Here is a 22,620-nt window from a genome sequence, read left to right as displayed (position 1 = left end):
TGCCGTGCTGACTCAACGCTGACTCGGTGCTGACTTCGTGCTGGCTTGGTGCTGGCATTTGCCGTCAGAGCTCTCCGGCGTCACGGAGAGTGACTGACGCGACAGGACCCTCGCCCGGCTCGGCCGGGCCGCCCTTACACCTCTCCCGCGCCCTCGAACCACGTGGGTGCGTCCTCCGTGGCCTGCTTGATCCGGTCGAGCGCGAAGGCCTCCATGGGCGGCAGCGCGTCCCGCTCGAACCAGCCGACCTCCAGCGACTCGTCGTCATTGACGCGGGCCTCGCCGCCGGTGGCGCGGCAGAGGAAGCAGATGTCCATGAACTGGCAGCGGTCTCCGTTGGGGTAGGTGACCGGCTCCAGGGCCTGCACCAGGAGGAGGCGCTCCGGGACGCAGTGGACCGCGGTCTCCTCCAGGACCTCGCGCACGGCGCAGGCGGCGGGCTGCTCGCCGGGGTCGGGGATGCCGCCGATGATCGACCAGCGGCCGCTGTCCGCGCGGCGGCCCAGCAGCACCCTGCCCTCGTCGTCGAGCACGATGGCGCTGACACCGGGCATCCAGAGCAGCTGGTGGCCTGCGGTCGCGCGGATTTCGCGGATGAAGTCGGGTGTCGCCATGGACCGCACCCTAGCGAGCGCCCGGCAGCGGAACGAAATGCTTCGGGCGCGTTACGGGCCGTTCCGTCGCCGGGCGGCAGGCGAGCCGGCCGGTGCCGCGGGCCGTGGGCTGCCGGCTGGGCGTGGTCGAGGGGCCGCAGGCCGGGGAGGACCGTCAGGCCGGGCCCGGGGTCGGTTTCGGGCGGAGGCCGAGGCGGGAGCGGATGCAGTGGACGGCGGCCTCCGCGTCGTCGACGGTGACGGTGAAGGTGCGGCCGTCACCGAGACGGAGGATCACCGCCTCGCCGCGCCGTACGATCACACCCGTGCCCTGCTCGGGGCGCCAGCGGTAGCCCCAGCCGCCCCAGTGGCAGGGCGTGACGCGGGGCGCGAAGTCGACGTCGACCACGTGCGAGAGCGGGATGCGGCGGCGCGGCAGCCCGATGTGGCCGCAGCGCACTTCGAGGCAGTCCTTGTCGACCCGTACGGCGACGTGGACGAAGGCGAGCGTGCCGAAGAGGACGAGCAGCCCGGCGGCGACGCAGCCGACGACGGCCATCACCAGCGGGGTCACGCCGGACGTCCAGGCGTTGTCGACCGCCAGCTCGATGCCCAGTGCCATGCACGCCGCTCCGGCGGCGGCGAGCAGCCACTGGAAGCGGTTGGTCGCTCGGCCGTGCCAGACCTCGGGGACGGCGGCGCAGGGCGAGTCCTGCGCGCCGTTGCTGTGGGGGGCAGCTGCCCCCTCCTGGGGGTGGTCCCTCATGGTGCGCAGCGTACGCGTCTTCCCGCCGCCCGGCAGCGGGCGACGCGACTTCCCGTGACGCGTGGGGCAGGGGGCGGTGACTGCGTTCGCGGAGGCGGAGCCGATCATTCAGTCGGTGCGCTCCGACATGGGGCAGAACCGTTGCGTGCCGAGCCTGTGAAGGGCGCTCCCCCTGGAGGGCCCAAGGGCGCGCCTAACGGGTCGGTTGCGCCGCGGCCTCTCCGGGAGCGGGGACCGCGGCACCCGTAGGAGCGGCGGAGCCGGCGTCCGTACCGGCGAGCAGCCGGCCCTCTTCGTAGGCCAGCGCCGTCTCCGGGAGCGTGCCCGCGCGCCCACTGAGGAGGACGGTCAGCTCGCGACTCGGGGTGGCCGCGGGAGCCGGCTCGGCGCCGATGCGCCGGAGCGCCTGGGCGGCGACCGCTTCCGCCGAGCCGTACAGGGTGAGCGCGGGGGCCGCCGGGCGCTGCAGCGCGTCCCGGATGCGGTCGGCGACCAGCTCGTAGTGCGTACAGCCGAGGACGACGGAGCGTACGTCCGGCGGAGTGAGGGCCGCGGCGGCGGCGACCGCGGCGGCGATCGCCGCGTCGTCGGCGGCCTCGACCGCGTCGGCGAGGCCGGGGCACGGCACCTCGGCGACCTCCGTGTCCGCCGCGAACGACCGGATCAGGCCCCGCTGGTACGGGCTGCCGGTGGTGGCAGGCGTGGCCCAGATCGCCACCGGGCCGCCGGCGGTCGCCGCCGGCTTGATCGCCGGGACGGTCCCGATCACCGGGAGGTCCGGCTCCAGCTCGGCGCGGAGCGTGGGCAGCGCGTGGACGGAGGCCGTGTTGCAGGCGACGATCAGGGCGTCCGGACGGTGCGCCGCGGCGTGCCTGGCGACGGCGAGCGCGCGCTCGGTGAGGTCGGCCGGGGTACGTGGCCCCCAGGGCATGCCGTCGGGGTCGGAGGAGAGCACGAGACCGGCGTCGGGCCGCAGCCGCCGTACGGCCGCGGCGGCCGCGAGCAGGCCGGAGCCGGAGTCCATGAGCGCGATCTTCACCCGGACACTTTACTCAGCCGGGCCGGGTACGGGCCGCACCGGGCCGGTTCCACGGCGGACGATGCGCCATGGGGCACACTGCCCGGGTGGCTGTGATGGCGTGGATCGCTGGGGCGTCGCTGGTGGCGTGGGGCTGGCTGCTGGCGGGCCAGGGCTTCTTCTGGCGGACGGACGTACGGCTGCCGCCCGGCACCGACCACGAGCCGCCGGACGGCCGCACAGGGCCCGTGCAGGGCCGTCGGGAGCCGCCCGCCGAGTGGCCCTCCGTCGCCGTCGTCGTGCCCGCGCGGGACGAGGCGGACGTGCTGCCCGTGAGCCTGCCGTCGGTGCTGGCGCAGGCGTACCCGGGGCCCGCCGAGGTCTTCCTCGTCGACGACGGCAGTACGGACGGCACCGGTGAGCTGGCCCGGGCGCTGGCGGCCGAGCGCGGCGGGCTACCGCTGACCGTGACCTCGCCGGGCGAGCCCGCCCCGGGGTGGACGGGCAAGCTGTGGGCGGTACGGCACGGCATGGCGCTCGCCCGGGAACGGACGGACGCGGAGTACGTCCTGCTGACCGATGCGGACATCGCGCACGGGCCGGACAGCCTGCGCGCCCTCGTGTCCGCGGCCCGTGCGGCCGATCTGGACCTGGTGTCGCAGATGGCGCGGCTGCGGGTGGCGGACTTCTGGGAGCGGCTGATCGTCCCGGCGTTCGTGTACTTCTTCGGGCAGCTGTACCCGTTCCGCTGGGTGAACCGACCGGGCGCGCGTACCGCGGCGGCGGCCGGCGGCTGCGTCCTGCTGCGCCGGGACGCGGCCGAACGGGCCGGCATCCCGGAACGCATCCGGCACGCGGTGATCGACGACGTGACGCTGGCCCGCGCCGTGCAGCGCTCCGGGGGCCGGCGCGGCCCCGGCTCGGGGCGGATCTGGCTGGGTCTCGCGGACCACGTGCACAGCGTGCGGCCGTATCCGCGCCTGGCGGACCTGTGGCGGATGGTGGCCCGCAGCGCGTACGCACAACTGCTGCACAGCCCGCTGCTGCTGGTGGGCACGGTCCTGGGGCTGGCGCTGGTCTACCTGGCGCCGCCGGTGGCCCTGGTCGCGGGCCTGGTGGGCGGCAGCGTGCCGGTCGTGGCCCTCGGGGCGCCGGCCTGGGCGGTGATGACGGGCACCTACCTGCCGATGCTGCGCTACTACCGTCAGCCGCCGTGGACGGCGCCCCTGTTGCCGTTCACCGCGCTGCTGTACCTCCTGATGACCGTCGACTCGGCCGTACAGCACTACCGGGGGCGCGGCGCCGCCTGGAAAGGACGGACGTACGGGGCGCCGCCTTCAGGCGCGGGGGCCGCCGGCCCTGAAGAGGCGTCGGAGGGCGCCTAGCGGCGTGACCGGGTGCGGCCCCAGGTCGCGTGCGGTGTGCGCGAGCCACGTCCCGAGCGCCTCACTTCCGGCCCGGCGCCCACCGCATGCCCCAGCCGTACGCCTGGTCCACCGTGCGCTGCGGGCTGACGCCCCGCTCGGGGACGAGGTAGCGGGCCTCTCGTTGGATGACCAGTTCGCTGCCGGTGTTGAGGAGCAGCGCCAGTGCGCACACGTTGGAGGGCACGGTGCACTCGTCGAGGGAGAAGTCGACGGGCGCGCCCCGCTGCGGGGTGAGCGTGACCGTCGCCTTCAGGTCTCCAAAACTGCGCGCGCCTTCGTAGATGGTGACGAAGAACAGGATCCGCTTGATGAGGTGCTGGTGGTCGAGGCTGACCGTGAGGTTCTCGCCGGAGGCCACGGCACCGGTGCGGTCGTCGCCGTCGAGGTGGATGTAGGGCGGCGCGTGCAGGGAGCCGAAGGCGTTGCCGAGGGCCTGCACGACGCCCTTGCTGCCGTCGGTCAGTTCGTACAGGGCGCCCAGGTCGAGGTCGAGGGCCGCGGGGCCGGCGAGCGCGCGGCTCAGCTTGCGGCCCCAGCCGGATGTCTGCGGCGCCTGGCGCATCTGCCAGTTGAGGTTTACGCGCAGCGCGCCCGAAGTGCCCCCTTGCTTCGTCAGCGAAACCGCGGGGGCGTCCTTCGTGAGAGTGACTTTCGAGAGACGTACGGGGGTGGGGGCGGACGGGGTTGCGGCACGCGCCGGGGGCGGGGGAGTTGACGCCTCGGGTTGACCCTGCGTCATCGAGTGCGCCGGTGCCGGGCTCGGGTCGTCCACGCTGATCCCGTAGTCCGTGGCCAGCCCGGCCAGCCCGCTGTCGTAGCCCTGGCCGATCGCACGGAACTTCCAGCCGCCCTGCCTCCGGTAGAGCTCACCGAGGACGAAGGCGGTCTCCACGGTGGCGTCCTGGCTGTCGAACCGCACGAGCTCGGCACCACCGGGGGCCGCGGCTTCGGTGCCCAGAGGGCCGGTGTTGCCCGTATTCGTGCCCGTCGCGTCGAGGACCCGGACGCTCAGCTCCGGTACCTGGCCGAACGTTCCGCCGTCCGCGGAGGCCGCGAGCACCACCCGTTCGATCGCCGGTTCCACGGCAGCGAGGTCGACGGCGAGGACGTCGGTGGCGGCGCCGGCCGCGGTCCGCTTGCCCTCGTGGCGCACGGCGCCCGAGGCGTGCGCCGGCTGGTTGTAGAACACGAAGTCGCCGTCGTCCCGCACCTTGCCGCCGTTCAGCAGCAGCGCGGACGCGTCCACGTCCGGGACGCCCGGTCCGGGGCGCCAGCTCAGCTCGATCCGTACCGCGCCGGCTTCCACCGGAGCGTTGCCGCCCTTGGGCATCGACATGGCCGCCTCCTTCGGTTCCACGCTCCCGCTTCGGGGGGCGCCGCCTCCCAACCTAGGGGGTCCGCGACATCCTCCGGCTCCCGTGAAGAGGGCAAGATTTCACCTGTCAGTGAGCCGGGCTTTACACGATTCAAACGGGTGTTGGCGACCGATTTTCCCAGGTTCACCCACATTAGTGATCCGCCACCACTACCGACACGTAAAACAACCCTCTTTTCAGGCTCCCCAACCAGCACATCGTGGGCTTAACTTAAGAGGCATGACCTCCCCCCGCTCTACCTACGGCGGCGGCTACTACGCTTCGCCCTCCTCCTTCCCGGACACCCCGATCTACGACAGCCTCGTCGCCGAGCGCGGCACACCCCAGATCGCGCCGATCAGGGTCCAGCCTCCGTACGACATCGGGTCGTCGTCCTCGTACTCGGCACCGGCCCTGCCGGCGCTTCCCGCACTCCCCTCCGGCCCCTCGCACACGCCCGCCCAGCAGGGATATCCCGGCCAGGCGCCGATGCAGCCCGCGCCCACCCCGTACATCCCGCAGCAGTCCGCGGGACCGCAGGGTCACCCGGGCCAGCACCAGCAGCCCCGCCGCCCGATGAGCACCGGCTATGAGGCGATGCGCCCGGCGGCCCCGGTCGCGCCGCGCCCCGCTCCGTACGAGGACCAGTACGGCCGCCCGCAGCATCCGCGCGGCTACTGACGCCGACGTCCGGACAACTGTCCTGCCACCCGGTCGCTTGTCCGACCCGGCTGGCAGGATGGGCACATGCCGAACTCACGTCTGCGCACCCTCCAGCTGTATCCGGTGAAATCGCTCGCGGGCATCGCCCTGAGCTCCGCCGACGTGGAGCCGTGGGGCCTGTCCGGGGACCGGCGCTGGATGGTCGTCGACGAACAGCGGCAGCTCGTCACGCAGCGGTCCCGGCCGCGGCTGGCGCTGGCCGTCGTGGAGGCCGGGCCTGACGGGGGAATCAGGCTCAGCGCGCCGGGGATGGCGGACCTGTCCGTGGAGGTCCCCGCCCCCGGCGCGACCGTGCCGGTGCGGGTCTTCCGCGACAAGGTGGAGGCCGTGCCCGCGTCCGAGGCGGCTGCCGACTGGTTCAGCACGTATCTGGAAACCGAGGTCACGCTCGTTCACATGGATGACCCGGCCGTCCGCCGGCCGGTGCACCAGGACTACGGGCGGCCGGGCGACACGGTGAGCTTCGCCGACGCCTTCCCGCTGCTGCTCACCACCGCGTCCTCGCTCGACGCGCTCAACTCCCTCATCGCCCAGGGCGACCACGCCGACGAGGGCCCGCTGCCGATGGAGCGCTTCCGGCCGAACGTCGTCGTCGAGGGCACGGCGCCGTGGGCCGAGGACGACTGGCGGCGGGTCCGGATCGGCGAGGTGACCTTCCGCGTCGCCAAGCCCTGCGGGCGCTGCGTGGTGACCACCACCGACCAGCGCACCGCCGAGCGGGGCAAGGAGCCGCTGCGCACGCTCGCCCGGCACCGCCGCTTCGGTGACGACCTCGTCTTCGGGCAGAACCTCATACCCGAGTCGCGCGGCACGCTCCGTGTCGGCGATCCCTTCGAGGTCCTGAGCTGACGTCAGCAGGTGTCCGCATGCTGCCGCGCCTTCCGGAGCGCGTACGCCGCCGCCCGCCGCGGTGCGCGGTCCAGGGGCGCGGCGCAGCCGGCGTACGCCCATTGCTGTGCGCACGGTGCGCCCCTCGCCAGCCGCATTGCGGGGGCCTGTCCGGCCTGCCTAGAGTGAGCTCACAGCGGTTGCGACAGGGAGACTCACTTGCGGAGGACCTCCGGGGACGCGACGGAGCATCGCCTCATCCCGGTGCATCACATGGGACCGGGCGATCACGCCTTCGTCAGTTACGACAACGACGAGGCCCGCTGGGATGTCCTGACCGCCTTCACCCGGCTCGGCCTGGCCCGGGGCGAGCGCGTCATCGTCTTCCCGCGCCCCGGCCTCTCCGAGGAAGAGGTCCTGGCGCGACTGGACTTCCCCCACCGCACCACGGCCACGGCCCGCATCGAAGGACAGTTGGTGCTCAGCAGCATGCGCCGGCTCATCAGCCCCGATCACGTCTTCACGGCGGACCGGCAGAGGAGCCGGCTGCGCGAGGAGACCGCACAGGCGGTCGCGGAGGGTTACACGGGCCTGCGGACGTTCATCGACATGCACTGGGTGCCGGAACTGGACGCGGACGTGCGGACGATGATGCACCGCGAGTCGCACGCCGAGGACCTGTTCACGGGCCGCCCGTACAGCGAGATCTGCGCCTACGACCGGCGCTGGTTCACGCCGGAGGTGCTGACCGCCATGGCTGAGGCACACCCCCGCAACCTCCTCGAGAAGCTCGGCGCGCTGCGTATGGAGCGGACTCCGGACGGTGCGCTGCGCTTCGTGGGCGAGGCCGACGCCGCCACGAAACGGCCCTTCCTCACCGCCCTCGAACTCGCCCTCGTGCAGAGCGCGGGCGCCGGCCGGCTCACCCTGGACCTGGTTCCGCTGCACTTCCTGTCGGTCGGCTGCGCCACCGGCCTCCTCACGCTCGTCCAGGATGCGAGCGGTCACCACCGGGTCGAGGTCCGGTGCGGTCCCGTGCAGCTGCGCCTCCTGCACCGACTGGGCGCGACGTCGATCCCGCGGCTGACCCTGTCGGAGGTGGCGCGCCCGTGCTGACCCCCGAGTCCGCCCGTCCTCAGAGCACGGGCGCCGAAGCGAGCGTCAGGTACCTGCTGCAGCGGCGGTTCACGGCCCGGCTGCTCCCCCAGGTACGCCTGCTCGTCGAGGAGTGCGCGGCCCGTGAGGGGCTGGCGGAGCCGCGGCGCGGGGAGTTCGTGCTGGCGGTGGACGAGGTGGCGAGCAACGCCGTGGAGCACGCGGGCGGCAGCGGCCGGCTGGTCCTGCGCCGGACCGACGACGAGTTGGAGTGCCTGGTCATCGACTCGGGCCCCGGATTCACCGAGGCCGTCATCCCCGAGCTGCTGCCGGGGCTGGACGGTGCGCCCACGGGGCGCGGGCTGTGGATGGCCCGGCTGGTCGCCGACCGGCTGTCGATCTCGCCGGGGCCCGTGGACGGCGCGATGGTCACGCTGGCCGTACGGCTGTTCTGAACACCTCGGGAAGGCCGCTGGACGGCCGCTGAGCGCTTCGGCGCGGCCGCCTGTGCGGGCGGGGACCCGGCCGGTCTCCCAGGCCTCCTCGCGGCCGTCTCGCGATCTCCCCGCCGTCTCCACCGCGTCCGGCGGCGATAGGATGGAGGCCCGTACCGGGTGGGTGCCGGATGCCCAGCGCCCCGCAGCGCCCTGCCCCTCCCGCACCACGCGCCCTGCCGCAGCGGCCGCCGCGGAGCACGGTCATGTCCCGTGATTTTGCTCTCCACTTCGCGAAAACCGTGCATGAAGGGCCCGGATTGAGGTAGTTACGCACACGGAAGGGGGGTGCCGGACAGTGCGCGCGATGAGTGGGGTGTGGCGTTGGCGGCGGAACCCGCTGCGACGCAGAACCGATCTCGCCGAAGCATGGCTGGCGCTCGCCGCCGCCGTACTGATCGTCATCGGGGGCTCGGTGGCCGGCTGGGCGACCGCCCGCAGCGCCGACGGGGCGCTCCAGCAGGGCGTGCGGGCTCAGCAGGCCCAACGGCACCTGGTGTGGGTGCAGGTGGACCGGCTGCTGCCGCATCCGCCCGTGGACCCCGACCCCGAGACGGCCACCCGCCGCGACGCGCACCGCAGGGTGCTCGCCAACTGGCGCGGCGTGGACGGCAGCCGGCACCTCGGTCCCGTCGCGGCACCCCGCCCCGTGGAGCCCGGTGACCACTTCCGTATCTGGACCGACGACCGCGGCCGGCCCACACCCCGCCCCATGGACGCCTCGACCGCGAGCTCCCATGCGGTGCTCGCCGGGCTGGGCGCCGGCGCGCTGGCCGGTGCCGTCGTCGAGGGCGGTCGCCGGCTGGTGCTGTGGCAGCTGATGCGCCGCCGGTACCGCCACTGGGACGAGGCGTGGGAGCGCGCCGGTCAGGACTGGGGACGGGCAGGCGCCGGCAGCTGAGCCGCCCCGCCGCCCCTCGTGCGGCGACCGTCGCCCCCTCATGGGCAAGCCGGCGACCACGTCAACTGCCTTGCCCGGAGCGCGCTACGGTGGTGCAGCCAGCCGCTCGGCTGGGGCCTGCGCAGCCCGTACGCGGACATACACGCGCGTACCACCGCGGGCCGGAAACAGCCGCACGAGGTGGGGGCACGACATCGCCATGGCACAGGGCTCGGTCCAGGTCACGCACTCCGGGACGTCGCGCTGGCGGCGTCGCACAGGGGAGTACAGCTCCCTGGCCGCCGCCCTCGAAGCCGCCGGGGACGGTGACGTACTGACCGTCGCGGCCGGCACCTACCGGGAGAACCTCGTGCTGCGCCGTGCGGTGACGCTGCGCGGGCCCGACGGGGCGCGCGGTTCCGTGCGGATCGCCCCGGCGGACGGCGTGGCGCTGACCGTACGGGCCTCGGCGACCCTGGAGGACCTGCACATCGAGGGGCAGGACTCGGCGGCGCCCGCGCTGCTGGTGGAGGACGGCGCACCGGAGCTGGCCGGGCTGCGCGTGGTGACGCGGTCGGCGGCCGGCATCGAGGTGCGCGGCGGCGCCCGGCCCACGGTGCGGCGCTGCACGGTCGACAATCCGGGCGGCGTGGGCATCAGCGTGCTGGATGAAGCGGGCGGCCTCTTCGAGGAGTGCGAGGTGCTGGCGGCCGGGCAGGCGGGCGTAGCGGTACGCGGCGGGGCGCATCCGCGACTGGAGCGCTGCCGGGTGCATCACGCGAGCGGGGCCGGCCTGTCGGTGAACGGCGAGGGCAGCGCGGTCGAGGCGATCGGCTGCGAGCTGTACGAGATCAAGGGCGCGGGCGTGCAGGTCGCCTCGCGCGCGACCGGGCACCTCACCGACTGCACGGTGCACCGCACCTCGGCGGACGGCGTCACGCTCGACACGGACGCGGTGCTCACGGTCGCCGACTGCGACATCCACGACATACCCGAGAACGCGCTGGACCTGCGGTCGCGTTCGGTGCTGACGCTGACCCGCAGCAAAGTGCGGCACTTCGGACGCAACGGCCTGTCCGTATGGGACCCGGGCACGCGGGTGGACGCCAACCAGTGCGAGATCCACGACAGCACGGGTGACTATCCGGCGGTGTGGGTGAGCGACGGCGCGACGGCCGTCCTGGACTCGACCCGAGTGCACGACGTGCCGGACGCGCTCTTCGTGCTGGACCGCGGCTCGCGGGCGGATGTGGTCGATTCCGATCTCGCGCAGGTACGGAACACCGCCGTCTCGGTCAGCGACGGCGCAACCGTACAGCTCGACGACTGCCGCATCCGGGAGGCCGCGACCGGCGCGTGGTTCCGGGACCACGGCAGCGGGGGCACGCTCTCGGGGTGCACAATCGAGGACACCCGGACCGGCGTGATCGTCACCAAGGGCGCCGACCCGAATGTCGAGCGCTGCACGGTGAGCACGCCCACCGAGGCGGGCTTCTACGTGTCGGCGGAGGGGCGCGGCACGTTCCACAGCTGCCGGGTCACGGGCAGCTCCGGATACGGCTTCCACGTCATCGACGGCTGTCGTACGACGCTGACGCGGTGCCGTACGGAGCGGTGCGCGCGCGGCGGGTACGAGTTCGCCGAGGACGGGCCGACGGCGGTGGACTGCACCAGCGACGAGAGCCGGATGACGCAGTCGGCGGCCGTAGCGGCGGTGCCGGCCGTCCCGCCCCCGCCGACGATGCCGCCGACGACCGCCCCCGCCGTGCAGCCCGCGGCCACCACGGGCCTGCTGGGCGGCGCCCCCGCGGCGCCCGCGGCGGCCACGGCGACCGCCGCTCCGGTCACCGACACCCGGCCCTCCGAGGAGGTCCTCGGCGAGCTGGACACGCTGGTCGGCCTGGAGAGCGTCAAGCGCGAGGTACGCAGCCTGATCAACATGATCGAGGTGGGCCGGCGCCGGCAGCAGGCAGGCCTGAAGGCGGCCTCGGTCCGCCGCCACCTGGTCTTCACCGGCTCCCCCGGCACCGGCAAGACCACCGTCGCGCGGCTGTACGGCGAGATCCTGGCCTCCCTCGGAGTGCTGGAGCGCGGCCACCTCGTGGAGGTCTCCCGGGTGGACCTGGTGGGCGAGCACATCGGCTCGACGGCCATCCGCACCCAGGAGGCGTTCGACCGGGCGCGCGGCGGGGTGCTCTTCATCGACGAGGCGTACGCGCTGTCCCCGGAGGACTCCGGGCGGGACTTCGGGCGCGAGGCCATCGACACCCTCGTGAAGCTGATGGAGGACCACCGGGAGGCGGTGGTGGTCATCGTGGCGGGCTACACCTCCGAGATGGAGCGCTTCCTCGCGGTCAACCCGGGTGTCGCGTCGCGTTTCTCGCGGACCATCAGGTTCGGCGACTACGACCCCGAAGAGCTGCTGCGGATCGTCGGACAGCAGGCCGAGGAGCAGGAGTACCACCTCGCTGACGGCACCTCCGAGGCGCTGCTGAAGTACTTCACCGCGCTCCCGAAGGGGCCGTCGTTCGGCAACGGGCGCACCGCCCGGCAGACGTTCGAGGCGATGGTCGAGCGACACGCGGGCCGGGTGGCGCAGCTCCCCGACCCCAGTACCGACGACCTCACGCACCTCTACGCCGAGGACCTGCCCGCACTGCCCTGAGGCGCGGCGGGCGATGCCCCCGGGGCGGCCTCCCGCTCGGCGGCCGGCCCGCCGGGCTGCGGCGGCACCCCGGGCGCCAGATGGGCGAGCAGCTCGGCACGCGTCGCGTCGAACAACGGGTCCGCCTGGTAGTCGCCGTGACCGAGGATCTGGGCGGGCAGCGGGTGCTGGAGCGTGCGCCCGAAGACGAGCGGGTCGCGCAGCGGCCCGCGGTCGATCACGGCGCCGTCCTCGCAGGTGAGGCGGACCGGGCCGCCGATGGGGTCGGTGAAGCGCCACAGGTTGCGCCAGGCGTCCATCTCGCGGTGCAGCCCGGTGAGCGCGGACGGCCCGAAGAAGGCGGGGAACCAGCGACCGTAGAGGCGCTCCAGCGGTGAACCGTACGTGAGGAGCGCGACCCGGCTGCGCGTCACCGGGTCCAGCTGCCAGACGGCGGCAGCCGCGAGAACGCTGCCCTGGGAGTGCCCGGAGAGGACCAGACGGCCGTCGTGGGTCTCGGTCCAGGTGGCCATCCGCCAGGTCAGGTCCGGTACGGCGCGCTCGGCGTAGCACGGGGGCGCGAAGGGGTGCGCGGCGCGCGGCCAGAAGGTACCGACGTCCCAGAGGATGCCGATGGTGCGGCGGGCCGACTGGTCCTTGTAGGCGCGGCGCCCCATGGCGAGCAGCAGGACGACGCCGGCGCCCATCAGCCAGGAGCCGAGTGCCTGTGCGGTCTCGGCGATGGCGTCCACGAAGACCGGCGCGTCGTCCAGGGCGCGACCCGGCGGCAGTCCCGTGAGGTGGGCGCCGAGCACCGCCCCGGTACCGAGTACGAAGGTGGCGGCGGTGATCACGCCGATCAGCAGTGGCGCCCGGTCGGTGAGTCCGGCGCGGGCGATGGTGCCCGCGATCCGCCGGGCGCGCTGCGCGTCGGGCTTCTCCTCGTCCTCGTACAGGCCGGGGATGTCCGGGAGGACCCTGCGGCGGACGGCGAGCACCTGGAAGGCGGCGACCACGACCAGGACGAGCACGAGGATCAGCAGGACCGGGATGACCGAGGCCTGCCACGAGAGGAGCACGGGCGGGCCCGCCATCGGGGCGTGCGGGTCGCCGGGGGTGGCGCCGCGGTCCAGCCAGTCGGCGGCGCGCTGGGCCACTCCCCCGGTCAGCACGCCGCCCAGCGCGCAGGCCAGCAGCGCGACGGAGGCGCCGGCCAGTCCCCCGGCCGCGGTGCGTTCCGTGCCACGCGCGGCCTTCTGGAGCACCGCGGCGGTCAGCAGCAGTCCGACGACCAGGGCGCCTTGTAGGACGGCGATGACGGCGAAGGTGCTTTCCCCGGGAAGGTGGCCGGAGGAGGTCCAGCCGGAGCGTGCCCAGGCGGTGTGCAGGGCGGTCAGCGCCAAGGCGCCGAGCGCGGCCCACGGCAGCCACCGCACGATGGGCCGGTCGGTCTCCACGTCGGGCTCCGCCTCGCTGCGCGCGGTGCGGCAGACGATGACGGCGCTGAGTACCGCGAGCACGGCAACCAGCGCGGCCAGGGCGTACCCGGTCCAGCGCAGCACCCCGTCGGCGCCGGTCCTGGCGTCGGCGTCGTGCGCGGTCAGCAGCAGGGCGGTGGCGATGGTGAGCAGCCCCGCCGCGGCGTGCGCGGAGCGCAGCCGGGCGACGACGCGGCGGCCGTACCAGAAGCCGTCCAGGCAGAGGGTGGGCCGCTCCGAGGGCGGGGTGTCGCGCGAGGCGCCGGGGCGGCGCGGCGGCGGGGAGGCGGATTCGTACGCGCTCCACGTACGGTGCGAGAGCCACCAGAGCAGGCCCACGAGGAGCAGCGGCATGGTGGCGGCGACCACGAGGCGGCGGCCCGGCAGGCTCCACCAGCCGTCGTGCGCGGTGTTGAGGAAGCCGAGCCAGGAGCGGTCGGCGGAGCACGCGTGGCTGCCCGCGCACTGCCAGGCGATCAGGTCCAGGGCCACCTCGCACGCCCCGGCGGCGAGCAGCACGGTGAGGGTGAGCGCGAGGATGCGCACGAGGACGTCGTAGATCCGCTGCGCGGGATGGCCTCTGGGTGCGGCGGGACGCATCCAGTGGGCGAGGTTGGCGACCATGAAGGGCAGCAGGATCAACCAGAGGGCGCGGCTGCCGTTGCCCGAGGTGAGGTTGCACCAGACGTACGCCTCGCGGACCGGTTCCTCGGGGGCGCCCTCGTGCGGGTCCGGAGGGCGCTCCTCGGCGTCCGCGTCGATGGTGCGGCGGTAGATGGCGGCGGTGTCGTCGCCGGTGACACGCACGACCCGGGGGTCGTCCAGCATCTCGGCGGGTGTGGTGCCGCCGACGCCGTGCACCAGCAGTTCCAGGGCGATCCGGCGTGGTCTGTGCGCGGCGGCGGTGTCCCCGTCGCCGTCCGGGTCCGGCGTGGTTGCGGGCGCGGACCGGTGCGTGGTGTCCACAGTGCTTCCCCCGTTGTCCGTACGTGGATGTGCGTCCCGGATACTTTCTTGCCCGTCCCGGCGCCGCATTCACCTCATCCGGCTCCGGGAGTCCGTGTCGGTGCCTCGTGCGAGGATGTCTCCGAACAGCAGCGCTGGTGCGGCACGGCGCGCGATGCATGGGGACGAAGGGACAGGCCGGGTGAGTGACAACCAGAACCTCCTCGCCGAGCAACGGCGTGCCCTGATCCTGGACGAGGTGCGGCGGCGCGGCGGCGTCCGCGTCAATGAGCTGACCCGCAAGCTGAGCGTCTCGGACATGACGGTCCGTCGGGACCTGGACGCGCTGGCCCGTCAGGGCGTGGTGGAGAAGGTGCACGGGGGCGCGGTCCCGGTGAGCGAGCCGAGCGCGCACGAACCGGGATTCGAGGCCAAGTCCGCGCTGGAGCTGTCGGCCAAGGAGGCCATCGCCGAGGCGGCCGCGCAGATGGCGGCGCCGGGCAGCGCGATCGCGCTGGCGGGCGGCACGACGGCGTTCACGCTGGCCCATCAGCTGCTGGACGTGCCGGACCTGACGGTGGTGACGAACTCCGTCCGGGTGGCTGACGTCTTCTATGCCGCGCAGCGGGCGGCGGCCGGTGCCGGGAGCCCGCGCCCCGGTGCGGCCACGGTCGTGCTGACGGGTGGCGTGCGGACGCCGTCGGACACCCTGGTGGGGCCGGTCGCCGACGCCGCGATCCGCTCGCTCCACTTCGATGTGCTCTTCCTCGGTGTGCACGGCATATCCGTCGAGGCCGGGTTGTCGACGCCGAATCTCGCCGAGGCGGAGACCAACCGGCACTTCGTGCGGTCCGCGCGCCGGGTCGTGGTGGTCGCGGACCACACGAAGTGGGGCACGGTGGGGCTGAGTTCGTTCGCCTCCCTGGACCAGGTCGACGTACTGGTCACCGACCCCGGGCTGCCGGCGCGGGCCCGCGCCGAGTTCGCCGAGTTGCCGCCGCGCCTGGTGGTGGCCGGTGAGCCGGAGGACGACGCAGACATGTGACGGGACGCCAGCTATGGTGTGCGTCGCCGGTATGTTCGACAGTGGGTACCGGCCTCGTCACTCTGTGCAGGGGGTGCTCGTACCGATGATGCGCCGACTGAGCCCCGTGGGGCTCGACTTCGCCGAGTCAGCGCCGCTGCGAATGGTCTTCGCGGCCGGGCTGGCCGCGCCTCCGGATGCGGTGTACGCCGCGCTCGCCGACGACGTCGGCTCCTGGTGCGCATGGTTCACCGGCGTCTCCCGGATCGCGCCCACCGACGACGGCAAGGGCCGCTCGGTGCGGCTGACGGGCGGCACCCGCTTCCGCGAGAGCATCATGGCCGCCGAGCGCCCCGAGCACTACGCCTACCGCGTCGACGAGACGAACGCCCCGGGCCTGCGCGCCCTGCTGGAGGACTGGCGGCTCACCCCCGGCCCCGACGGCGGCACGCTCGTGCGCTGGACGTTCGCCGCCGACGGCCCCGCGCCGTTCCGCACGGTGATGCAGGTGAGCCGTCCGATGCTGGGCCGCGCCTTCCGCGACTCGATGCGGCAGCTGGACCGGCGGCTGGTCACGGTCTGAGCGGCTGGTCACGCTCTGGACGGCCGCCCCGTCACTCCGGCCAGGCGCCCTCGGCGAGGAAGGTCTGCAGAGTGCGGGCGTACGGCGTGATGTCCAGCCCCTGCTCGGCCAGCCAGGCGTCGGAGTAGTACTTGTCGAGGTAGCGGTCGCCGGGGTCGCACAGCAGCGTGACCACCGAGCCCGTACGGCCCGCCGCGACCATCTCGGCGACGATCCGCAGGGCGCTCCACAGCCCCGTGCCGGTCGAACCGCCCGCCTTGCGGCCGATGGCCGCCTCCAGGGCCCGTACGGCCGCCACGCTGGCCGCGTCCGGCACCTTCATCATGCGGTCGATGGCGCCGGGCACGAAGCTGGGCTCCATCCGCGGCCGGCCGATGCCTTCGATGCGGGAGGCGGTGCGGCAGTCGGTCTCGGCATCGCCGTTCAGCCAGCCGTCGAAGAAGCAGCTGTTCTCGGGGTCGGCGACGCAGACCCGGGTGTCGTGCTGCATGTAGTGCACGTAGCGGGCGATGGTCGCCGACGTGCCGCCGGTGCCGGCGGTGGCCACGATCCACGTGGGGTTCGGATACCGCTCCAGGCGCAGCTGCTGGAAGATCGACTCGGCGATGTTGTTGTTGCCGCGCCAGTCCGTGGCCCGCTCGGCGTAGGTGAACTGGTCCATGTAGTGGCCGCCGGTCTCGGCCGCCAGCCGGGCGGAGACGTCGTAGACGGTCCGCGGGTCGGCGACGAGGTGACAGGTGCCGCCGTGGAACTCGATCAGACGGGTCTTCTCCCGGCTCGTCGTCGCCGGCATCACCGCGATGAAGGGCACCCCGATGAGCTTGGCGAAGTACGCCTCGGAGACGGCCGTGGAGCCGCTGGACGCCTCGATGACCGGCTTGCCGGGGCGGATCCAGCCGTTGCACAGCCCGTAGAGGAAGAGGGAGCGGGCGAGCCGGTGCTTCAGGCTGCCGGTGGGGTGCGTCGACTCGTCCTTCAGATAGAGGTCGATGCCCCACTGCTCGGGCAGCGGGAAGCGCAGCAGGTGGGTGTCGGCGCTGCGGTTGGCGTCCGCCTGGACCTTACGGACGGCGTCCTTCAGCCAGTCGCGGTAGGCGGTGTCGGTGCGGTCGACGTCGAGGGTCGACAGCGGCGCCCCTTCGGGGGCGGCCGGCGCGGCGCAGGAGCGGCCGGCGTCGCCCGTGAGGCCGTCGTGCCGCCCGTCCATGTGCTGTGCGGTACTCATTGGGCGTACTCCTCGCGGTCGTCCAGCCCGCCGCGGCCGCCGGGCCCGGCTCGATCATAACCATCCGTCTCACGCTTCTCACCTGCATAAACAAGGCTTTGAGCAGCCCCAAGAAGCAGCGTGGGTAACCGTGTTCGACAGGCCTGCGACCAGGGGAACTGGTGCCCGGGCCGCGATCCGGGCAGACTTCTTGGAGGGCGGGGGCCTCACCCCGAGCCATGTGTGTCGAGGAGGCGGTGCTCCATGAGGGAGCCGGAGTTCAACGCGACCGGTGTGCGCATCGAGCGCTGGCTGCGTTCGTTGACCCGCGCGGGTCAGGTCATCATCAGGGACGGCAGGCTGGCGCTGCTGACGAGCTACGGCACGGAGATCGACAGTGCCCCGCTCGCCGCGGTACAGGCCCATCGCCCACGGCTTCTCGCCCGGGACCGCGCCTTCGCCACGCTCAACGGCCACCGCTACTCCCTGACCATGGGGGCCCCTGAGCGCTTCATGGACGCCGTGCGGGCAGCGGGCGCGGCGCACACCTGACGGCCCGGCCGGCGGGCGGACACGACACGACGACGGGGCCTGCGGGCCGCGTACGGGCAAGGGCGGGGCCATACGGGTCCGTATGCGGGGGAACGCCGACTGCATTCGAGTGAAGTCCGGTGGGACGCGCTGGGGTTGCGTACGGCCTGCGGTTGCGGCCGTACGGGAGCGGGCCGACCCTGGTACTCGTATCACCGAGGGTTCACCAGCGGTGACTCTCCGGTGAACGGGACATCGCCGGACCCGGTCCTCGCGCTCCGTAGCGGCGGGCGCGCCCGGCCTCACCAGGGGAGTCGCGGTCGTGATCAGGCAACCCAGCAGGCACTGCGCGGTGGAGCTCCAAGCCCTGCCGGCACGCATCGGACAGATGCGCAGAATCGTATCGGCACAGCTCCGTTACTGGCGTCTCGACGCCTTGATCGACGCCGCGACCCTCGGGGTGACGGAGCTGCTCGCCAACGTCCATCAGCACGCCGTTCCCAGTAAGCAGTGCACGGTCGAACTGTCCGTCCTACTCGACCAGTTGACCGTGTCGGTACGTGATTTCGACCCCCGCATGCCGCGCCCCACCGCGGCCGGGCCGCTGGACGTCGGCGGTCGGGGCCTGACCCTGATCGCCGAGCTGAGCGAGAGCTGGGGCGCCCGTCCGGAGGACAGCGGCAAGGTCGTCTGGTTCACGCTGCCCGCCCTCAGTCGCGGCCGGGAGGAACCGGGCCACACGCTCACCGGACTGCCGACGGAACCATCGGAGGCGGAGCACGCGGAAGCGAGCGGCGCCGCACGGCCCGCACGCGGCCTGCACGTAGGCTGAGCGCCCGGTCCCCTTGGGGGCCGGGCGCTCAGCCGTTCGCGGGACGACCGTCACCCCTGCGCCAGCGGGAAGAACAGGAACCAGGGTCCGGGACCACCGCCGGGCCAGGGGTTCGCCAGCACATCCATCATGATCAGCCCCTCTGGAGAAGTACGTCCCCCCGAGGGCTCTCTCGCGAGACACTGTAACTACTGGTATGTACATTACCTCTATGGCCATACCTCAACGCCTTGCAGAGCCCCGGTCCGCCGCCCTTCGTACTGTCCTGGGCGACCTGTCCCCCACTGCGCTCCGGGGTCGCTGTGACGCCCACGACCACCTCTTCCTCACCAGTCCGCAACTGCCCGGACAGGAGCTGGACGATCCCGTGGCCGCGGCAGCCGAACTGCGCGCCTTCAAGGAGGCGGGCGGCGGCACCGTGGTGCAGTGGACGCCCTACGGGATGGGGCGCCGCGCGTCCGAGCTGGTGCGGCTCTCCCGGGAGACGGGCGTACAGATCGTCGCGGCCACCGGGCTGCACCAGGCGGTGCACTACGCGCCGGACCTCCTCGACCGGGTGCGGGGCGACCTGGCGGCGCTGTTCGTCGCGGAGCTCACGGAGGGCATCGGCGGGCCCGGAGGCCCGCGGGCCGGCCTCATCAAAGTGGCCGGCGGCTTCCACGGCCTGGACGCGCACGCCCGGCACACGCTTGCCGCGGCGGCCGAGGCGCACCACGCCACGGGCGCGGTGGTCGCCGTCCATCTGGAGCTGGGCACCGGGGCGCTCGACGTGCTGGACCTGCTGTGCGGCACCGCGGGCATGGCGCCGCGCCACGTGGTGCTCGGGCATCTCAACCGCTTCCCCGACACCGCCGTCCATCGCGCGGCGGCCGAAGCGGGTGCCTATCTCGCCTTCGACGGCCCGTCGCGAGCCCACCACGCGACGGACTGGCGGCTTGCGGAGGTGCTGGCCGGGCTGGTCGACGCGGGGTTCGGGGACCGGGTCCTCCTGGGTGGTGACACGACCACGGCGGCGGCCCGTTCTGTCGACGGCGGGCCGGGGCTGCCGTACGTCGTGAACGCGCTGCCGCGTCGCCTGGAACTCACGCTGGAGAAGGCAGCCGTCGCGCGCATGCTGACGGACAACCCGGCGCGCGCGTTCGCCACGGAGTGGCGGGCCTGAGGCCGCAGAACGGGCCGCCGGCCGCCCGCTTCGCCCCGTCGCGAAGCTCACGGAGGGCACGGCCGGCGCCCGGGCGCGAGCGACGGCGCGACCCGGGCGGACGGTGTCCGGACAGGGCCGGCGCCCGGCGGCACGGCCGCGTCTCGGCACGACCGGGGACACGCCCCGGCCGGGAACGCGGCCTGTCAGCCCGTCGCTTCGGCTCCGAGGACGATCAGCGGGTCGTCCAGCACCGGCTGCCAGGCCAGTTCGGCGGCGCCGACCAGCCCGTTGTGGTCCAGGGTGCAGGGCAGGATGGGCACGCTGCCGCTGCGCCCCCACAGGCTGCGGTCCGCCACGACGGCGCGCAACCGTTCCGGGTCGGCCTCCAGGAGTGCGCGGTGCAGCCCGCCCAGGATGATGCGGTCGGGGTTGAGGATGTTGACCAGGCCGGCGATGCCCAGGCCGAGCCGGTCGATCAGCAGCTCCCCCGCCGCCCGAATGGACGGATCGGCGTACTCCTCGCGGAGCAGGTCGGTCGCCTGCTTGAGGAGCGAGCCCTCTGGCCCCGGGGGGCGGCCGGCCGCCCCCAAGAAGGCGAGCGGATCGGCCTCGACGTCCAGGCAGCCGCGGCTGCCACAGTGGCAGGGAGCGCCCTCCGGGTTGACGGTGAGGTGGCCGACCTCCAGGGCCAGCCCGGAACTGCCGCTGTGCAGTCGCCCGTCCAGGACCAGCGCACCGCCGACACCGCGGTGACCGGACGCCACGCAGAGCAGGTCGCGGGCGCCCCGTCCGGCCCCGTGGCGGTGTTCGGCGAGGGCGGTGAGGTTGACGTCGTTGCCACTGAAGCCCACGTCCGGGGTGACGCCCGGTACGCCCGCTTCGGTCAGCGCCCGGAGGAACAGCCGCCGTACGGGGGCGCCGGCGGGCCAGGCGAGGTGCAGGGGGTTGAGCGCCTCACCGTCCGGCTCGGCGACCGCGGACGGCACGGCGAGGCCCGCCCCCAGGCAGCGCCGCCCGCTGTCGCGCAGCAGCCCGGAACCGGCCCGTACGGCCTCGGAGAGGATGTGGGCCGGATCGGCCGGAATCGTGCCGCAGCCGGACGTGGTGGCCACGATCCGGCCACCGAGCCCCACCAGTGCGACCCGGTAGCCGTCCGCGTGGATCTGGACGGCCAGCACGACGGGCCCCTGCTCCGCGATGAACAGCCGGTGCGAGGGGCGCCCCTGGGTGCCGGCGGCGGCGGTCGGGTGCGCGTCGACGGTGATGAAGCCGAGCGCTTCGAGTTCGGCGGCCACCGCACCGGCCGTCGCGCGCGTCACACCGAGTTCCGAGGTCAGGACGGCACGCGTGGGCGCGCGTCCGGTGTGTACGAGCTCCAGCGCGGGTCCGAGCGCGCCGCGGCCCCGCTCCAGCCTGGTCGTCCGAGTGTGGGTCACGCCGTCCATTCTGGCTTTGTATCCGACATGAACAAAACACGGCCCGCCGCCTCACGGAAACCGCCCCGTCGCGCACCGCACACCGAGACGCTACCTGCCCTCGCCCCGTACGGACGCACGCGTCCCTCGGTCCGTATGCGGGCTGTCGACCGGCCGGCGCGCACGCGGCCGGAACCGAGCACTGACATCCGCCGGCGCCGCCTCGATACTTGAGTACGGACACCGCCGCGTGAGTACGAGAGCGGATGTCCGTCCCGCCCGGAGCACGTACGACTGGACGCGTACCGCTGTATCCGCACTCGGCCCGCCCCTGGGGGGACACATGAACGCGACGCCCCGGCTCCGCGATCCCGAAACGCTCCGCCTGCACACGCACCCGAAACCCTGGTTGCGCGACGTGGGGCGGCTGACCTTCGGCAACCCCGTTTCGCGTGTCTATCTGGCGCTGTTCGCCGCGGCGGTGGTCTTCGCCGTCGTCGACTCGCTCTTCGTCGGCCGGCCGGACGCCTCCATGTCCGGCGTCTGGGCCGCGCTGCTCACTTCCCCGACCCTCTTCCCGCTGTGGTTCGCGGGGGACGCGCTGTGGCCCGACGCGGGCGCGCCCGCGTGGTACACGATCACGACCCTCGGCATCGCGGCACTGCTCAACGCGCTGCTGCTCGGCCTGGTCCACCGCGGTCTGCGTCGCCGGCCCGCCGCGACCGAGGCCGTTGTCAGTGGCGGCTGGCACACTCAGCGACATGGAGATCACTGACTTCGTCGAAATCCTCCGCGCGGAAGGCCAGTTGCTGGCCGATGCCGCGGACAAGGCAGGCCCGGACGCCTCCGTCCCGGCCTGCCCCGACTGGCAGGTACGCGACCTGCTCACGCACATCGGATGCGTCCACCGCTGGGCGGCGGGGTACGTCACGGGCGGCGCGCCGGAAGGCCGTATGCCGTGGCCCGAGGCGCCCGGCCTGGACGGCCCGGAGCTGGTGCAGTGGATGCGGGACGGCCATCGCGCGCTGGTCGAGGCGCTGGAGTCGGCGCCCGCCGACCTGGCCTGCTGGACCTTCCTGTCCGCCCCGTCGCCGCTCGCGTTCTGGGCGCGGCGGCAGGCGCACGAGACCGCGATGCACCGCATCGACGCCGAGGCGTCCCTGGGCTCGGGATTCTCCGCGCTGGACCCCGCGTTCGCCGCGGACGGCATCGACGAGCTGCTGACCGGCTTCCTCGCGCGCGACCACGGCCGCGCGCGCACGGCTCGCGCGAAGGAGTTGTATATACGCACCTCGGACGCGCCCGGCCCGGACGGCTCGGGCAACGCCGCCTGGCGCGTGCGGCTTTCGGACGCGCCGCCGCACGCGGAGCGGGTGACGGCGACCGGAGGGGACGCCGGCGCGGCGGAAGGGGCGAAGGAGACCGGTGGCCCGGCCCCGGACTGCGTACTGGAAGGCCCCGCTGCGGATCTCTACGCGATGCTGTGGAACCGCCTGCCGTGGGAGAGTTCGGCCGCCGTGACCGTGACGCCGGACGACGACGGCTCGTTCCCCCGGCTCTGGCAGGAGCTCTTCGCGATCTGACCGCCACCGCCGTCGATACGACCGCCACCGCCGTCGAGCGGACCGCGTTCGCCGTCGA

21 protein-coding genes are annotated in these 22,620 nt (G+C 73.5%); 14 read left to right on the top strand and 7 right to left on the bottom strand.

What is annotated here, in order from left to right:
- Window positions 1-134: 134 nt before the first annotated feature.
- From IF20_RS23400 to IF20_RS23390, 3 genes are all read right to left on the bottom strand, one after another.
- Window positions 135-614, bottom strand: coding sequence for an NUDIX hydrolase (locus IF20_RS23400; RefSeq protein ID WP_052867242.1), 480 nt, complete (start codon window positions 612-614; stop codon window positions 135-137).
- Window positions 615-768: 154 nt separating this feature from the next.
- Entirely contained in the window at window positions 769-1,359 is a 591-nt protein-coding gene (locus IF20_RS23395) for a hypothetical protein (protein ID WP_052867400.1), read from the bottom strand.
- A gap of 193 nt (window positions 1,360-1,552) precedes the next feature.
- Window positions 1,553-2,398: a glutamate racemase gene (locus IF20_RS23390; protein ID WP_052867241.1), complete on the bottom strand. Its 846-nt coding sequence runs from the start codon at window positions 2,396-2,398 to the stop codon at window positions 1,553-1,555.
- A gap of 95 nt (window positions 2,399-2,493) precedes the next feature.
- On the opposite strand from IF20_RS23390, the gene IF20_RS23385 reads away from it, so the two are divergent.
- A complete protein-coding gene (locus IF20_RS23385; protein ID WP_052867240.1) occupies window positions 2,494-3,762 on the top strand; it encodes a glycosyltransferase in 1,269 nt (422 codons plus the stop codon).
- A 61-nt stretch (window positions 3,763-3,823) separates the two neighbouring features.
- Here IF20_RS23385 and IF20_RS23380 read toward each other — a convergent pair whose 3' ends face one another.
- The gene (locus tag IF20_RS23380; RefSeq protein WP_234426786.1) at window positions 3,824-5,140 is read right to left on the bottom strand and encodes a TerD family protein; all 1,317 of its coding nucleotides are present in this window, start codon (window positions 5,138-5,140) and stop codon (window positions 3,824-3,826) included.
- A 259-nt stretch (window positions 5,141-5,399) separates the two neighbouring features.
- On the opposite strand from IF20_RS23380, the gene IF20_RS23375 reads away from it, so the two are divergent.
- The 6 genes from IF20_RS23375 (at window position 5,400) to IF20_RS23350 (ending at window position 11,844) form a co-directional block, all read left to right on the top strand.
- Window positions 5,400-5,840 carry a DUF6643 family protein gene (locus tag IF20_RS23375; RefSeq protein WP_052867239.1) on the top strand — a complete coding sequence of 147 codons (441 nt, stop codon included), beginning with the start codon at window positions 5,400-5,402 and terminating at the stop codon, window positions 5,838-5,840.
- A 66-nt stretch (window positions 5,841-5,906) separates the two neighbouring features.
- The gene (locus IF20_RS23370) at window positions 5,907-6,731 is read left to right on the top strand and encodes an MOSC domain-containing protein (RefSeq protein ID WP_052867238.1); all 825 of its coding nucleotides are present in this window, start codon (window positions 5,907-5,909) and stop codon (window positions 6,729-6,731) included.
- 252 nt (window positions 6,732-6,983) lie between these two features.
- Window positions 6,984-7,826 carry an MEDS domain-containing protein gene (locus IF20_RS23365; protein ID WP_052867237.1) on the top strand — a complete coding sequence of 281 codons (843 nt, stop codon included), beginning with the start codon at window positions 6,984-6,986 and terminating at the stop codon, window positions 7,824-7,826.
- A complete protein-coding gene (locus IF20_RS23360) occupies window positions 7,820-8,260 on the top strand; it encodes an ATP-binding protein (protein WP_052867236.1) in 441 nt (146 codons plus the stop codon). Before IF20_RS23365 ends, IF20_RS23360 begins: the two co-directional genes overlap by 7 nt.
- Before the next feature lie 346 nt (window positions 8,261-8,606).
- Entirely contained in the window at window positions 8,607-9,200 is a 594-nt protein-coding gene (locus IF20_RS23355; RefSeq protein ID WP_052867235.1) for an Rv1733c family protein, read from the top strand.
- A 199-nt stretch (window positions 9,201-9,399) separates the two neighbouring features.
- Complete coding sequence (locus tag IF20_RS23350; RefSeq protein WP_052867234.1) at window positions 9,400-11,844, top strand: right-handed parallel beta-helix repeat-containing protein; 2,445 nt, start codon at window positions 9,400-9,402, stop codon at window positions 11,842-11,844.
- Here IF20_RS23350 and IF20_RS23345 read toward each other — a convergent pair.
- Window positions 11,814-14,267: a hypothetical protein gene (locus tag IF20_RS23345; RefSeq protein WP_407702546.1), complete on the bottom strand. Its 2,454-nt coding sequence runs from the start codon at window positions 14,265-14,267 to the stop codon at window positions 11,814-11,816. The two genes, IF20_RS23350 and IF20_RS23345, sit on opposite strands and share 31 nt — an antisense overlap.
- Before the next feature lie 181 nt (window positions 14,268-14,448).
- Between IF20_RS23345 and IF20_RS23340 the strand changes: the two genes are divergently transcribed.
- The gene (locus IF20_RS23340; protein WP_052867233.1) at window positions 14,449-15,291 is read left to right on the top strand and encodes a DeoR/GlpR family DNA-binding transcription regulator; all 843 of its coding nucleotides are present in this window, start codon (window positions 14,449-14,451) and stop codon (window positions 15,289-15,291) included.
- Between the two features lie 85 nt (window positions 15,292-15,376).
- A complete protein-coding gene (locus tag IF20_RS23335) occupies window positions 15,377-15,853 on the top strand; it encodes an SRPBCC family protein (protein ID WP_052867397.1) in 477 nt (158 codons plus the stop codon).
- 31 nt (window positions 15,854-15,884) lie between these two features.
- Here the strand turns inward: IF20_RS23335 and cds1 are convergent, their stop codons facing one another.
- Window positions 15,885-17,078, bottom strand: a complete 1,194-nt coding sequence (cds1, locus tag IF20_RS23330; protein ID WP_407702545.1) for an L-cysteine desulfhydrase Cds1 — start codon at window positions 17,076-17,078, stop codon at window positions 15,885-15,887.
- Between the two features lie 243 nt (window positions 17,079-17,321).
- On the opposite strand from cds1, the gene IF20_RS23325 reads away from it, so the two are divergent.
- The 3 genes from IF20_RS23325 to IF20_RS23315 all read left to right on the top strand — a co-directional run bounded on the left by IF20_RS23325 (window position 17,322) and on the right by IF20_RS23315 (window position 19,582).
- Window positions 17,322-17,609 (top strand): hypothetical protein, encoded by a 288-nt coding sequence (locus IF20_RS23325; RefSeq protein WP_052867232.1) that lies wholly within the window; start codon window positions 17,322-17,324, stop codon window positions 17,607-17,609.
- 301 nt (window positions 17,610-17,910) lie between these two features.
- Window positions 17,911-18,420, top strand: coding sequence for an ATP-binding protein (locus IF20_RS23320; RefSeq protein WP_110944466.1), 510 nt, complete (start codon window positions 17,911-17,913; stop codon window positions 18,418-18,420).
- 211 nt (window positions 18,421-18,631) lie between these two features.
- Window positions 18,632-19,582 (top strand): phosphotriesterase family protein, encoded by a 951-nt coding sequence (locus IF20_RS23315; protein ID WP_052867230.1) that lies wholly within the window; start codon window positions 18,632-18,634, stop codon window positions 19,580-19,582.
- Window positions 19,583-19,767: 185 nt separating this feature from the next.
- Here the strand turns inward: IF20_RS23315 and IF20_RS23310 are convergent, their stop codons facing one another.
- Window positions 19,768-21,000, bottom strand: a complete 1,233-nt coding sequence (locus IF20_RS23310) for an ROK family protein (RefSeq protein WP_110944484.1) — start codon at window positions 20,998-21,000, stop codon at window positions 19,768-19,770.
- A gap of 322 nt (window positions 21,001-21,322) precedes the next feature.
- On the opposite strand from IF20_RS23310, the gene IF20_RS23305 reads away from it, so the two are divergent.
- Window positions 21,323-21,754: an SCO4225 family membrane protein gene (locus IF20_RS23305; RefSeq protein WP_234426785.1), complete on the top strand. Its 432-nt coding sequence runs from the start codon at window positions 21,323-21,325 to the stop codon at window positions 21,752-21,754.
- Window positions 21,741-22,562 carry a maleylpyruvate isomerase family mycothiol-dependent enzyme gene (locus IF20_RS23300; RefSeq protein ID WP_052867228.1) on the top strand — a complete coding sequence of 274 codons (822 nt, stop codon included), beginning with the start codon at window positions 21,741-21,743 and terminating at the stop codon, window positions 22,560-22,562. The genes IF20_RS23305 and IF20_RS23300 overlap by 14 nt, the downstream gene beginning before the upstream one ends.
- Window positions 22,563-22,620: the final 58 nt, after the last annotated feature.

The sequence above is a fragment of the Streptomyces niger genome, assembly GCF_000718305.1.
In the GTDB taxonomy this organism is placed as follows: Bacteria; Actinomycetota; Actinomycetes; order Streptomycetales; family Streptomycetaceae; genus Streptomyces; species Streptomyces niger.
The sequence above is the reverse complement of the archived record's forward strand: the minus strand, read 5'-3'. Positions and strand labels throughout refer to the sequence as shown.